The 13,525-nt window shown below is 36.2% G+C and carries 11 protein-coding genes and 2 pseudogenes; 6 read left to right on the forward strand and 7 right to left on the reverse strand.

The window, feature by feature from the left end; translation table 11 throughout:
• Window positions 1–53 precede the first annotated feature (53 nt).
• Together spoIIP and QFZ73_RS27450 are read right to left on the reverse strand one after the other, a co-directional pair.
• Window positions 54–602: a stage II sporulation protein P gene (gene spoIIP / locus QFZ73_RS27445; protein WP_307273673.1), complete on the reverse strand. Its 549-nt coding sequence runs from the start codon at window positions 600–602 to the stop codon at window positions 54–56.
• A gap of 65 nt (window positions 603–667) precedes the next feature.
• Window positions 668–1,138, reverse strand: a complete 471-nt coding sequence (locus QFZ73_RS27450; protein ID WP_251433066.1) for a UPF0158 family protein — start codon at window positions 1,136–1,138, stop codon at window positions 668–670.
• A gap of 146 nt (window positions 1,139–1,284) precedes the next feature.
• Here QFZ73_RS27450 and QFZ73_RS29100 point away from each other — a divergent pair, with 146 nt between their 5' ends.
• Entirely contained in the window at window positions 1,285–1,593 is a 309-nt protein-coding gene (locus QFZ73_RS29100; RefSeq protein ID WP_373459043.1) for a hypothetical protein, read from the forward strand.
• A pseudogene (locus tag QFZ73_RS29105) lies at window positions 1,518–1,943 on the forward strand (transposase); the annotation flags it as partial. The gene QFZ73_RS29100 and the pseudogene QFZ73_RS29105, both read left to right, overlap by 76 nt.
• Window positions 1,944–2,524: 581 nt before the next feature.
• Here the strand turns inward: QFZ73_RS29105 and QFZ73_RS27460 are convergent.
• Complete coding sequence (locus QFZ73_RS27460; RefSeq protein ID WP_307273678.1) at window positions 2,525–3,841, reverse strand: haloacid dehalogenase-like hydrolase; 1,317 nt, start codon at window positions 3,839–3,841, stop codon at window positions 2,525–2,527.
• A gap of 279 nt (window positions 3,842–4,120) precedes the next feature.
• On the opposite strand from QFZ73_RS27460, the pseudogene QFZ73_RS27465 reads away from it, so the two are divergent.
• A pseudogene (locus QFZ73_RS27465) lies at window positions 4,121–4,249 on the forward strand (DeoR family transcriptional regulator); the annotation flags it as partial.
• Window positions 4,250–4,303: 54 nt separating this feature from the next.
• On the opposite strand, the gene gndA reads toward QFZ73_RS27465, so the two are convergent.
• Together gndA and zwf are read right to left on the reverse strand one after the other, a co-directional pair.
• A complete protein-coding gene (gene gndA / locus QFZ73_RS27470) occupies window positions 4,304–5,719 on the reverse strand; it encodes an NADP-dependent phosphogluconate dehydrogenase (RefSeq protein ID WP_307273681.1) in 1,416 nt (471 codons plus the stop codon).
• Between the two features lie 269 nt (window positions 5,720–5,988).
• Window positions 5,989–7,443 (reverse strand): glucose-6-phosphate dehydrogenase, encoded by a 1,455-nt coding sequence (zwf, locus tag QFZ73_RS27475; RefSeq protein WP_307274256.1) that lies wholly within the window; start codon window positions 7,441–7,443, stop codon window positions 5,989–5,991.
• A 206-nt stretch (window positions 7,444–7,649) separates the two neighbouring features.
• Here zwf and QFZ73_RS27480 point away from each other — a divergent pair, with 206 nt between their 5' ends.
• The gene (locus QFZ73_RS27480; protein ID WP_251433076.1) at window positions 7,650–8,018 is read left to right on the forward strand and encodes a winged helix-turn-helix transcriptional regulator; all 369 of its coding nucleotides are present in this window, start codon (window positions 7,650–7,652) and stop codon (window positions 8,016–8,018) included.
• A gap of 949 nt (window positions 8,019–8,967) precedes the next feature.
• Here the strand turns inward: QFZ73_RS27480 and QFZ73_RS27485 are convergent.
• Window positions 8,968–9,684, reverse strand: a complete 717-nt coding sequence (locus QFZ73_RS27485) for a hypothetical protein (protein WP_307273684.1) — start codon at window positions 9,682–9,684, stop codon at window positions 8,968–8,970.
• 523 nt (window positions 9,685–10,207) lie between these two features.
• The gene (mobQ, locus tag QFZ73_RS27490) at window positions 10,208–12,220 is read right to left on the reverse strand and encodes a MobQ family relaxase (protein ID WP_307273687.1); all 2,013 of its coding nucleotides are present in this window, start codon (window positions 12,218–12,220) and stop codon (window positions 10,208–10,210) included.
• A gap of 216 nt (window positions 12,221–12,436) precedes the next feature.
• On the opposite strand from mobQ, the gene QFZ73_RS27495 reads away from it, so the two are divergent.
• Together QFZ73_RS27495 and QFZ73_RS27500 are read left to right on the forward strand one after the other, a co-directional pair.
• Window positions 12,437–12,703, forward strand: coding sequence for a hypothetical protein (locus QFZ73_RS27495; protein WP_307273689.1), 267 nt, complete (start codon window positions 12,437–12,439; stop codon window positions 12,701–12,703).
• Window positions 12,704–12,708: 5 nt separating this feature from the next.
• Entirely contained in the window at window positions 12,709–12,981 is a 273-nt protein-coding gene (locus QFZ73_RS27500) for a DUF3847 domain-containing protein (RefSeq protein WP_251433087.1), read from the forward strand.
• Window positions 12,982–13,525 lie beyond the last annotated feature (544 nt).

Consider the following 13,525-nt stretch of genomic DNA (forward strand, 5'->3'; position numbering starts at 1 on the left):
AGTTGATTTATGGAAAGCCATAGTACAAACAATTTTACCTTTCAAGTATAAAATTACTCATTAGTTACCTTTTGGATTACCTCTGCTATTTTTTCAATTGTTCGGTACTCTTCTTCTAATGTATTTTCAGGACCACCAACGCTAATTAAAGCTAATTCAGGGAAAATATCTTGGTTGTAAGTATTCGGACTATCTTTTAAGATCACGCCCCGAGAAAGACCAGGATTCATTTTTTCTAATTCATCATTAAGAGTTTTTGCTAAATTCAAACTTTGGGCAAAGTAAGTTTTATTTGCTTTTGATACGTATAAGACAACTTTCACATAATTTTTTCCATCTATTTTAACCGTACTTTCTTCTTTAGGTATCGTATCGCGGTGAATATCTATTATTAACTTTAAGTCCTTATTTTTATTAAGGGCTCTTTGTACTTCTTCTCTTGAAATATCGTATGATTTTGAGTAATCTAATTTGCGGTTACGAAGTTTTTGTTCAAAATCCGTATCACTATGCAATGCGTTGATATTTTTTTCATTCAATTTACTAGAAAGTTCTGCACCTACCAATGTAATATTTTTAGGTGGGTTGACAGTTTCGTTCATATCAGTTGAACAAAGAGCAATGACCTTATTCAGCCATAGGTCTCGTGCCATACATTTTTTTAAGGCTAATTATCAATAAAGCTTATGTTATTGTCTAAACACCATTTAATCGCAATTTGTTTATATCGTTCGTCACGATAAGAATACCATTGGTCCTCCATTTCAAAGTCAATGATTTTGTCCTTAAACCTTCTAAAAGCACCCTTCCCCTTAATTGAACTTAATAATTTATCTTGCTTTCTTTCATCACTAACAGTTATGCAAAAGTCTTCTATGATCTCATATTCATTTACTTCATATTTTGTTGGGAGTTCCTTGTAATTCTCAAAGTTTTCAAATACATCATTAGCAACTTTTCTATCTTCTTGTTCCCACTCAGGTAAATACCCGAATTCTTCTTCATCTTCAGCTGCTCTCAAGTCATCCAGAGTTACTGAAATTATTTCACCAGTTTTCACATTTAAAAATGTCCGAGACTCATCAAACTGCATTTCCAATTCTTCAATAATGACCTGAATCTTTACTGGATTTCTCAATTATTGATCACCCTTTAAATTTTTTTACTAATGCACCTGTTAGCATTGCTGTAGAGCATTAATTATCGGCTTTGAAAAAAACAGAGCCCCTCAGTATGATGAGAGTACACACAAACCAAAACTCATCTTAAGGAGGAAGCTCTACTATGAATTTTAAAATGCAAAACAAACAAAATCAACTAATTGAGAGAATTACGGATCAACATCTAGTTGTTGGTGAGGATATTGCCCAACACATACACGTGGCCCGTGCTGTAAACTTTCGGGGCATTGTGGTCGGGAAACCTTTGTCTTTTGAAAATAACGAAGAGGGTTTTACTAGATTACTAAACTGGATCAAGGAACTAAAACACATGAAAAACCTAGACACAACGATAGTTTGGAACAGATTCCATTCGTTAAGCAAATACTTGCCATTAAAGGAATCAGCGAGATTTCACTGGCGGGTATCTTAGGAGAAGCTGGAGATCTGAGTGGGTTCGCTCACGGGAATGCGCTCCTTCGTCATGCAGGATTGCATCTCGCTGAAGCAAGCTCTGGGAAGTGGAAAGGCCAAATTGTTCTTTCCAAACGTGGAAGATCACGCCTGCGGCGTTACCTCTTCCTTGCGACCATGAGTCTGGTGATGAATAACCCTGAGTTTAAAGCCCTACACTCGAATAATGTTAAAGTGAAGAAGATGAAGAAAATGAAATCCATCATGAAACTTTGTGGAAAACTCGCCCGTGTCCTAGTAGGGATAGCTCGTAATGGCTCTGCCTATAAACCGGAAATGATCTTCCCACTTGAACAACTAGCAGCGTAAATTTACATTCACATGGTTATTTAACGAAAGTTGGCTTATTCGTAGGATTTCAAAGAAAGCACGAAGTACTGGATGTAATGAACAAAAGGGCAATGACCCGTTCCGTTAGCAAAACCGGCCTTCACCCCTTGGATAGGCATGACGAAGGAATGAAAGGGCATAGGATTATGACCCGTTGAGACATGGGAGGGAAAGCCTCCAGGGGCAGCGTGGAAAATGCGTGCAGCATATGTAATAATATGGGATTTTAAATAGATCCCCTATTTCAATCTGCCCTCATCTTATCAAAACGGTCCTATCTCTTTCGCTCATCTAAAGCAACCTATACCATGTGGTTTGAAATCCTGCGAATAAGCGAGTATTCGTGAGCATTATCTATTAAACTGAGGGAGTTCATTAAGAAAAGCGATTCTTATTAAAGAATAGCGTCCTTTAACGGGCAACTCTATTACCACTCAACCATTCCCTTGATCCAATTTTAAATTTCAGATGTACTTTTTCTTTTGGACATAAAAACACCCCTTTAGAGGATATTATCCAAAGGGGTAAAACGGTGCAACTTTATTATAAACATCGTGACTTTATTTCAAAGCCACATCAGTCAATAAAACCTTTTCATTTGTTCCTAATTTAATGGTGTACTCTGTCGGTATCCATAATCCTGTATTTTCGTCCCTGCCTTGAAGTACATAGTTTGCATTCTTTTCTCCGATTTGAGAAGCGGCAATGGCTGATAGCTTTCCTATATTTCCACCACTGACACGGTTTACAATCAACACAAGCTCCGTATCCGAGAACTCTGTCATCATTTCATAATCCCCATTGCTGTCGCCTGCCACCAATATTGGACCACGTCCCCCTTTTTTACTTGCGATCTCTTTTTGGATCACTTCCGTTTTACCATGCATTCCAGTAAACGGCCAATCCTCTTTATAGTAAGGTTCATAATTGCCGTCTTTCATTTCTAATCGCATGCCAAGGATATTATTCTTTGGCACATTGTAGCCGTATTTTGGATTATTGGCGAACACTTCGACGAGGTCTTCTAATGACGCGGTAACAACATACACATCAATACCGTTCGCTTGCAATGTATGCATTAAGTTTGACATTTCAGGTGTCAGCCGGATTCCAGTATAATAAGAACTGCTAACAATACCAGCTTCTCCTTTTAAAGATTCTGGACTTTTCAATGTCACTTTAGATAATTCTCTTCCAAGATTGGCATCATTGGACGCTTCCCCCAAGCTTTGAAGCTCCTCACGCGTCATATTTGTAAAAAAGTAGAGAATCCATTTCCAACCAATATTTGCTCCATGTGTATCATTAATGGCTTCATACATGTACAACAGCTTTGTTTTAAAATCCTTAAAATCGTCTGTTGCTGTCACTTCTTCTAATGATTTTCCCCTCCGCAGCTCTTGATACAGGAATTGATAATCCCTATCTACATCTGCAGCGATCTCCTCTATCGTAACAGGATTGCCTTCCAAGTTTTTATACTCCCCTGAAAATTCGCCTGGCGGAACGTCCTTTCGAATAATTTTTGAAAACTCTTCTGGGGTTAACTTATATGCCAAGTGATCAATTAGATAAACAAAAAGAGCTTCTTCTGTGTCATTCATAATGTTTGTGTTATCCCAATCAAAGACAGCATAAGGTTTCTTTTTCGGGTTATATTTTGGATTGTTTATACCGTACTTATCTATTAAACTCTGAACAGCTTTGTACGTATGTGGCGCCCATTTTCCTTTATCCAGCACTTGAACATATTTGTGTCTATTATTTTCTGCTTTTTTAACAGGCATTGCTTGTCCAGCAGATGCTGTACTAATTGTTGAAAAGAGAAGCAAACTTAAAATCATGGTCATGACTGAACCCTTTACTCTGTTCTTCATTGCTTAACACTCCCCCTAAAAAGTAAAATGCTAATCCTCCCGTTTCTGGTTATGGACAATTCGAAATTTTTGCCATGAATGTTCCTCCTTTTTTTCAATTTCACGGATAATGAAGCCATCTTTTTATGTAGGGTTGTTGAGTGTAATCCTATATCCGCCACTATTTAGAAACGCTTCAGTATACTCTCACTCTGTTGAATATGCTCGAAAATGTGGGGAATAACAGAATATAGAAATCTTTAAACCACTTCTTTTCAAAAGAAACATTAATATCCTTCAACTTTCAACGTAATGGGAGACAAAACTGCAGCAGTAGATCCAATTCATTTTACTGGTGTACTAAGTGGAAATCGAACAAATGTAGTATCAAAGAGATTACTTTATATTGCAAATCCTAGTAACGCTTCTGAAATCCCTGTCTATTATTTAAGACAGGGGTTTTGGTCTATAATATTAATTAAATTACTTTTGAAACCATTCAGTATGGAAAATGCCTTCCTTATCTACACGCTGGTATGTGTGCGCACCAAAGTAATCACGTTGTGCTTGTATCAGATTTGCTGGCAACGTATCTGTACGATAACTGTCATAGTAAGATAATGCGCTAGAGAATGATGGCACCGCTATTCCTCGCTCAATTGCCATAGCGAGTACTTGACGTAATGCAGATTGATAGCTTTCTACAATTTCTTTAAAATACGAATCTAATAATAAGTTTAGTAAGTTGGGATCACGATCATAGGCATCTTTAATTTTTTGTAAGAATTGGGCACGAATGATACAACCGCCACGGAAAATCATTGCAATATCACCATAGCGAAGGTTCCAGTCATACTCTTCTGAAGCAGAACGCATTTGTGCAAATCCTTGTGCATATGAACAAATTTTACTCATATATAAAGCTTTACGTATTGCCTCTATTAATTCTTCTCCATTTCCTTCATACGTCTTTTCCTCAGGTCCTTTTAATAGCTTACTTGCCTTAACTCGCTCTTCTTTCAAGGCAGATATAAAGCGAGCAAACACAGATTCTGTGACGATTGGAAGTGAAACTCCTAAATCTAAAGCACTTTGACTTGTCCATTTTCCTGTACCTTTTTGGCCTGCTGTATCCAAAATTAGGTCAACAATAGGTTTACCTGTTTCTTTATCCACTTTTGTAAAGATGTCAGCTGTAATCTCAATTAGATAACTATCTAATTCCCCTTTGTTCCATTCTGCAAATACTTCATGAAGTTCTTGTGCACTTAAACCAAGCACCTGTTTCATAATGAAATACGCTTCTGAAATTAACTGCATATCTCCGTACTCGATACCATTATGGACCATTTTTACGTAATGGCCGGCACCATTAGGACCGATATATGTACAACAAGAATCTCCTTCTACTTTTGCTGAAATCTCTTTCAAAATTGGCTCTACAAGTTCATACGCTTCTTTTTGGCCACCAGGCATAATAGATGGACCTTTCAATGCCCCTTCTTCCCCACCTGAAACACCTGTACCAATAAAGTGGATACCTGTGACTTCTAATTCTTTATTACGTCTAATCGTGTCTTGGAAAAATGTATTTCCACCATCGATGAGGATGTCACCCTTTTCAAGATATGGTTTTAACGAATCAATCGTTGCATCTGTTGGTCCACCCGCTTTAACCATTAATAAAATTTTCCGTGGTTTTTCTAATGAATGAACAAATTCTTCGGTGCTTTTCGCACCAAAAAAATTTTTCCCTTCTGCTTCTTTCTTTAAAAACTCTTCTGTTTTTTCAGACGAACGGTTGTAAACAGAAACAGAATAACCTCGACTTTCAATATTTAACGCGAGATTTTTACCCATTACGGCTAAACCGATCACACCGATTTTTTGTTTTGCCATGGTCAATTCGTCCCTTCTTCATTTTAAGAATCAATCTTAGCTACTTTGAGATCAAACTTTAAATCTCATATCAAGGTATACAATAAATCTAAATTCTTGGATAAACGCTGATCCCAGTTCTTTCTTCTCTTTTCCGAAGCTTTAATGCTTATAATTTACCTATTTTTACCATCATGATCATGAATCCATTTTTCTATTTTGGCGACCTATAGGAATGCATGAATTCATCTTTTCAATAGAGGGAGTCAATTCCATACCAGCATCAAAACCTATAACCACTTAAATCCGTCCTCTTCCAATAATTGATCAGAAGCGTCTGGCCCCATCGAACCTGAACGATAAGGAAACAGGGGAAGGGCATTTTCCTCAAATACCTCCAAAATAGGTTGAACCCACTTCCAAGATAATTCAACCTCATTCCAATGAGCAAAGAAAGTTGGATCGCCACGCAAAGCATCGAACAGTAAAAGCTCATAGGCTTCCGGTACTTCTTTTGCATTAGCTGAAAAAGTCACCGTAACGGGCTCTATTTTACCGTTTAACGGGTTTTTTCTATTTAATTGTAAAGAAACACCTTCGTTAGGACTGATCTCGATGATTAATAGATTGGGGGCTGTTTGCTCTTTTTGGGACATGTATAAATCCTTTAACGGATTTTTGAACTCAATCACAATACGTGTGGACTTTTCCCTCATTCTTTTTCCAGTACGGATATAGAATGGTACCCCACTCCAATAAGAATCATCAATCCACAAACGGGCAGAAACAAAGGTATCATTTGTTGAAGAAGCATCAATTCCGGATTCCTCTTTATATCCAACAACTGGTTCACCTTGAATTTCCCCTGGACCATATTGACCACGAACCACGTGCAAAGCTACATCTTCTTTCTTCAATGGTCGTAGAAATTCCATGACTTTCCTCTTCTCTTGACGAATATCTTTTGCGCTTATTCGTTTTGGAAGATGCATTGCTATCATCATCAGTATTTGCAGCATATGATTTTGGACCATATCACGAATTGCCCCTGCTTGGTCATAATAACTTGCTCTTTCTTCTACCCCAACCGTTTCACTAGCCGTGATTTGGATATTGGCAATATATTGGTTATTCCATAGCGCTTGAAACATAGGATTCGCAAATTCTAATGCTTCAAGGTTTTGGACCATCGGCTTTCCAAGGTAATGATCTATACGATAAATTTCGTCCTCCTCAAAAGTTTCACTTAATAATTCGTTCAGATTTTGGGCGGACTTCAAATCATTCCCAAAAGGCTTTTCGATAATGAGTCGTCTCCATCCTTTTGTAGAGCCTAATCCACTTTTTTGGATATTCGATGTAATCACATCCACAAACTCTGGCGCAACAGATAGATAAAACAGGCGATTTTCTGGAATACTCAATTCTTCTTCACGAGTTTGAATCAATTCAAGTAAGTTCTTATACCCTTCTTTATTCGTTACATCCAAAAGGCTATAGCGAAATGCATTGAGAAACTCTTCCGTTTTGGATGACTCATTTATCAAACGTCTAGAAAATGTTTGTAACGATTCTTTCACGTGTTTTTGAAAAGATTCATCAGACCATTTTCTTCTACCTAAACCAATAACCGAAAACGAGTTAGGAATTTTTTTATCTAAAAATAAATTATATAAAGCAGGGAAAATTTTCCTCTTAGCTAAATCCCCTGTCGCTCCAAATAGGACAAAAGTAACAGAATCCATTTCCAACGTTTTTAATACATCGAGAGCATTCTCTTCTAAATCAATGTCACGTGGAACAGTTAAGTCATTCACTTGATCCCCTCCTAAGAACGTATCACCTATACAGAAATTAGTATAACGGGTATAATATTTATGCGTAAGTACGCACTTCATAGTCATATAGTGATAAATTGTATACCATTATGCTGGAAATGGAGGTGAAATTAATGGGACATCTTCGTGATAAGCCGTTTGAATGTGAAAAAGAATTGACACTTTCTGTAATTGGTGGCAAATGGAAAATGCTTATTCTGTGGCATCTAGGTAAAGAGGGAACAAAGCGATTTAATGAATTGAAGTCTCTCATGCCTGGTATCACCCAAAGAATGCTTGTTAACCAATTGCGAGAATTGGAAGATGACCTCATTGTTCATCGTGAAGTCTATCCCGTTGTTCCACCCAAAGTGGAGTATTCACTGACAGAACAGGGAAAAAGTCTGATGCCCATACTCGAGTCTATGTATGAGTGGGGTAAAAACTATATGGAAAATACAGCTGTGAAAAACGATGGAGAAATCAACGAATCTATCGATTAGAAAATCCTTTTTGCAAAACAGAAGATTTTTTGTTAGGGCCGAGTAATGTCGAAAGAAGAGACTGTTCATCAAAACAGCACTCTGGCAGAAAAACAACATTCACGAACGAATCAATCCAAAAAACCTTGGTACAGAGACTTTAATAAAGGTTTCTGTACATGGTTTTTTATATATTATTGTTGGTGGCCGAAATATTATTTGCTTGAGAGTAAGATCTCGATCTTATTTATTGTTGAATAAATCGTAACCAAGAATGCGTATCACTGAGGTCCGTAAACAATTACGAATGGAGTTGTAATTATCGTCGTTCGATAGTGATGGCGAAGATTATTCCAAGGAAGTTGTGAATGAACCCGTTGAAAAAGTCAACCCTGGGATATGTTTTGTTAATAATCAGTAAACAGATTTAAACTTTATGGACTTATTAGACAGCACCCTTATCATGTTTCACTGGTATTTTTTGAATTGCAAGTTCAATTATTTCGGACTTATTAAACTTCTGTTGGTCTGCGAACCTAAATAAAGATGATGCCTAATGTTGCTACATCTAATTCACGTATGTTTACTTAACTTCTTATTTTTAAAGGAATAGATCAAAAGAGGGAACAAGTCAACCAGATGACTTGTTCCCTCTTTTTTAGAATAATCACTTACTGTATTCCAAAGCCCAGCATAAAGTATTCGACAGGTTCAAAAATGCCCAGTTTGTCATGCACGCCTTACTCTAATGAATGAACTCCTTTAGCATTTTTTGTTGCGAATTTTCAAAAAAATAATATTACAAAATGCAAACAATTCAAATAAAATTAATTTAAGGTAATTACTTTATTTTAACCATTAACACTACAATTGAGTTAATCCTTGTGGATCATCTTGGTTAAGCTAAAGTTACCAGAAGCATTGCCGCTTCAATTGCTTCATAATTTGTTTCCATATCCATTCTCCTTTATTAAGCCTGTTTTATATGCTCTGTGATTCTTCTGCCCAATTTGTCTGTATCAAAATCATCATGGTAATCGTTGTCGCTGATCCACTCCATAACAATGTCTTTTGCTATTACTTTCATGCAACCTTCAGAACATGCTCTTTCAGTTGGACCATAATTAAATATCTGGCTCGGGCTGATAGAGAAATATTCCCCACCGTCTTTGCTGGATATTTTCGTGGAGCAGTTACCGCACGTGAAGCCCCATACCTTGTTTTTCTTAAACTGCTTTCTTTTGATGTTTAGTCGGTCAAGGGGAACCAAAAATTTGTCTGTATTTTCTGGGTCCCTTGAATAAAGAGCTATCATGTATGTTTTTTCGTTATGATTTTCGATAAACTCAGCCAATCCGTTCAATTCCACGGTCTTTAGCAATTCCTCAGCTATGAATCTCATTTTGTCTTTTGCGAGCAAATTCGTTTGTCCGTTAGCAAACCCTAGATATTCCTTGCCGTTATCATCATAGAGGATAGTTGGTACGATTGCATCCCATTCCATTTCATCTACAAATTCTTGTAGTTTAGTAGGATTATATTCCGGTATATTTTCCAAACCTTTTTCTGAAATACAAGGCAAACAAACATTTCTATATCGTTGACCACGATACCTTTTCACTTGTAATCGCTTAGTGTCTTGCATTGATAAACAAATATCACAGACTTCTACCTCTGTATTCCCCATATTTTTCTCTCCTTCTTGTTATAGCCCAATCCAGCGATATGTGAATTCTCATTCTCTAACATTTATTGCTCCTTTTCATTGTGAAAGGCTACGCACTCACTTCATCAATGTTTTTATGTGGAAATTTGAAAACATATTGTTATTTTACCCATTCCTTATTCAACTAACTTTCCCCGCGCTTTACAGCTGCAAGCAAAGTTTCCGATATGGTAGAAGATAATGAAACTTATTCTACCCCTACTTTCTTAACCGCATGCACAAGTGATGAACAATAAAAGCCTTCCCTGGCTATATGACTCAGATTTCTATCTTCACCAAAAACAGATGGTTCTACATAGTCATTGGACCATATGTTGTAGCTTTCAAGTCGGTAGAGGACCCCCAAAAATGCTTCAAGTTAGTGATCCAGCTTCTTTTCAATTAATGTATCTACTTCGTTGTTCACCCACGAAAAAGGGTGAGATAGCAAGCCTACGACAAAGAACATTAAAATGTGTTCGACCTCCATCAAATAACACCAATACTAGCGTTCCATTCCCTTTTGTCTTTTCCTCTTGTTTTTATTCTTCTGTTCAAGTTCATCTTCTCTCCATTTTCGATCAGCTTCACGGATGGCATTCTCAAGAATAGAAAAGAAATCAGAACTATCATAAGACAAGAAACTTGAATTATGATTAGTTTTCGGACCGAAAGTGGTGGAACGCTCAAGTTGGAAGTCCTCTTCTTTACCAACAGACTGGACATCAAATGCAATTTTAAGTTGATTCATTCGTTCTTGGCCAATTTCATCTGAATATCGCATGCACTCATAATAGAACATACGTTTATAAGATTGATTATCCGTTTGGAAATCTGGATACTTCTTTTTTAAGAGCTCAATAGATTGATTTCGTTTATATGAATTCATATGACCGTTACTAATTTGATAAAAAGAGGAAATAATTTCAATTTGTTCATCTTTAGAGTATTTTCTTGGTGGGTTTGAAAAATCCTCAGGCGTAATGTTTTTCTCATAATACTCTTCTGCCACGACAAAGAATTCCTTTTGTTCAATCGATAAATAATTACGTCCATCCCAATTAGGATACATAGCTTGAAGCTGGTGGTCATAAAGCAGTCCCAACAGGCCTAATGATTTATTCAAATTCTCTTTTTGTTTTAATAAAAACTGCATTTTACGTAACTCTTCTTCAGAAGCATTTTTGATTGTTGATCCATCAGCAAAATTAACCCCATTTTTCAAACGCAAATTCTCGAACTGCTTTTCTGCACTTTGTATTTCTTTTTGTATGGAATGAACAAACTGTGGTCTATTGTTCAGTAAAACATATAAGTCCTTTTCGATTTGCTTTTTCTCTAAATAGGTAATAACTTTTTCAATTTCATGGCTACTTAACCTTTTATTCTGCGTGACCGTTGTTTCAACAACCTCAATTTTTTGTTCTTTAGAATGATCCTCAATATTAAAATTCGGATAATACTTTTCTAAAAACCTATTGGCCTCATTTTCCAAAATATTTTCAGCTTGATCTAACATGTCTGTTTCTCTTTCAATCCGGTTCATTTTTTTTAATGTATCAACGGAATCCTGACTAAACTCTAGTCGCGCATGCCATATGTCTAACTGGCTCCTTCTAGTGTTAATGTTTTCGTAATTGACAAAAAGTCGTAAGGATTTGGCTGACTCACGTAGTTGTTTTTTCTCTAAAGGAGTGAAGCGGCGAACAAACTTCTCTGTTCTTTCTTTTATCTGTTTTTCTTTCTTCACTTCTGACAGTTCGATGATGATTTTGTTGTACTCTTTACGCTCCATATTTATTCGAATTCTCTCAGATTCTTTCCCTTCATTTTGCAGTTGCCTTGCAACAACTCCTTCATGAATGGTCGGGAGTGTTTCAAGCCCTTGATCTTTATTCGATAAATGTGTGATCCTTTCAGGAAAACCATTTTTCTCTAAGAATTGATTTGCATAAGTCGCCCACTGCTCTCTCCAGTAAACAAGCTTTTCTTTGGTATTCCAATCAGTTGTATGTATGGCTTTTATATGTTGTTTTCCATTAATGTTATCTTTAATCTTCACTTGTTTATTTCCCCATGTTCCCTCTTCATTAAAAGGTCGAATGGTTAACATGATATGAAAGTGTGGATTTTCTTCATCATCTCTATGGATCGCTAAATCTGCAACCATGCCATCTTTCACAAAAACATCATTACAAAATTTAATGGCTAATTGTTCTTGCTCTTCATGAGATAGTTCCTTTGGTAAGGCTACATTCATTTCACGGGCAAGTTGTGCATTCCATTGTCTTTCTACTTTCTCCACTTCATTCCATAATTGCTGACGATCATATACCCATTTAGGTGCATGACTAGGCGCAAGAATATGAGTAATCGGTTCCACTTGTCTTTTATAAAACTTGGACTCATTGGTTCTTTCATCTACCAATCTCTCACCAGACCGATATGCAGCTGCAGCAATGGTATTTTGTTGCTTTTTTCTTGAAATAATCTGATTGGAGAAATGATAGATGGCCACAGTTCAAGCACCTCACTTTCTTTTACTAACATGAGCGAAGCGAATTTTTCAGACGCTTCACGAAATTGGTTTCTTCGAAGGAGAAGCCAATGCACAATATCACGATAGTGGTATATAAGTGCGCCCTTGATCTAAATCTTCGGGATCATTCTATCACTTTCCATATTATAGTACAAGTGCTACAATTAGGAAAAATATCCACAAGGGGTGCTGGTGTTGGTAAAACAAAATACTAAAGAACAAATTTTAAGTATTGAAGAGCAAATCAAAAGATTGAAAGAAAAACAGAAAAGGATATTGAACAACACTCAAAGGGAGATTGGGAAATATCTAATGGATTCATGGGAAGTGGAAGATGTAAATGAAGCAAAGGAATTAATAGATTCATTTAATAATCAAGTGAAATCATTAAGTGAAGCCTCTTCTTCAAAAGAGGATACTGAGGAAGAGAAGAATTTTTCACAAAATCCACCTAAAGGGTAATTCATATGCCTAACGAAGAATTACAAAAAATGAAGGACCGAATAAAGGTTCTGGAGCAAAAGAAGAGGGTTCTAGAACATAAAGTTTCAAACGAAGCTAGAAAAGAACGAACGCGAAGACTGATTCAAAAAGGAGCACTTCTGGAAAAGTACTTAGAAGAAGAAAGCTTGTCCCTAAAGGACACTGAAAACTTACTAAAAGTATTAGCTAATTTTAAAAATAAAAATCAAGAATATGTAATTCGACAGATAAAAAATTTAGATGAAGAAGTCCATTAAAAATAATAAGATAAAGCCATTCTTGGAAGCCCCATAAATTAACCACACATAAACAGTTTCGCTACTTTAAATTTTCTTCATTTTAATTTTCATGATAGAGGAACCATTTTTTATTCTTTTAGTTTTTATACCCAATATTATTTAGTTCTTATCAGTTATGGTATTTATTTTGTCATTAAAGTAATTATGTATAAAAAAAAAAAATAGATCAAGTAAGAAATGTAAATGATGAATTAAGGTAAAAAAATGGCATAAATCATGTTGAAATTATTATAGATTGTTTCACCTCGATAAAAAGGCAAACACATATTAGCCATGACTAATATGTGTTTGCCTTTTAAAATCGATTTTTAGATAGTAGTTCTTTATATGAATATGCAGGTTCTCCTTGAGCCTTTTATTCTCTTTGTCTTTAAATATCTTCTGATTTTCGGAACGTTCTATGGTGCCGATAGCCGTAAATGATACTAAATAACGGAGTGTTTGGCGTTAACCTTACAGGTCGTGGTTATCAATGATATTAATGCCGAAGCACACGTACTTT

The sequence above is a fragment of the Peribacillus sp. V2I11 genome, from assembly GCF_030817135.1.
GTDB lineage: Bacteria > Bacillota > Bacilli > Bacillales > DSM-1321 > Peribacillus > Peribacillus simplex.

What these genes read in the sequence shown, in the direction of transcription:
- QFZ73_RS27500 (WP_251433087.1), top strand. Translation starts at nt 12,709, where the DNA reads ATGCCTAACGAAGAATTACAAAAAATGAAGGACCGAATAAAGGTTCTG.
- QFZ73_RS29100 (WP_373459043.1), top strand. Translation starts at nt 1,285, where the DNA reads ATGAATTTTAAAATGCAAAACAAACAAAATCAACTAATTGAGAGAATT.
- QFZ73_RS27460 (WP_307273678.1), bottom strand. Translation starts at nt 3,841, where the DNA reads ATGAAGAACAGAGTAAAGGGTTCAGTCATGACCATGATTTTAAGTTTG.
- QFZ73_RS27480 (WP_251433076.1), top strand. Translation starts at nt 7,650, where the DNA reads ATGGGACATCTTCGTGATAAGCCGTTTGAATGTGAAAAAGAATTGACA.
- zwf (WP_307274256.1), bottom strand. Translation starts at nt 7,443, where the DNA reads ATGGATTCTGTTACTTTTGTCCTATTTGGAGCGACAGGGGATTTAGCT.
- QFZ73_RS27485 (WP_307273684.1), bottom strand. Translation starts at nt 9,684, where the DNA reads ATGGGGAATACAGAGGTAGAAGTCTGTGATATTTGTTTATCAATGCAA.
- gndA (WP_307273681.1), bottom strand. Translation starts at nt 5,719, where the DNA reads ATGGCAAAACAAAAAATCGGTGTGATCGGTTTAGCCGTAATGGGTAAA.
- spoIIP (WP_307273673.1), bottom strand. Translation starts at nt 602, where the DNA reads ATGAACGAAACTGTCAACCCACCTAAAAATATTACATTGGTAGGTGCA.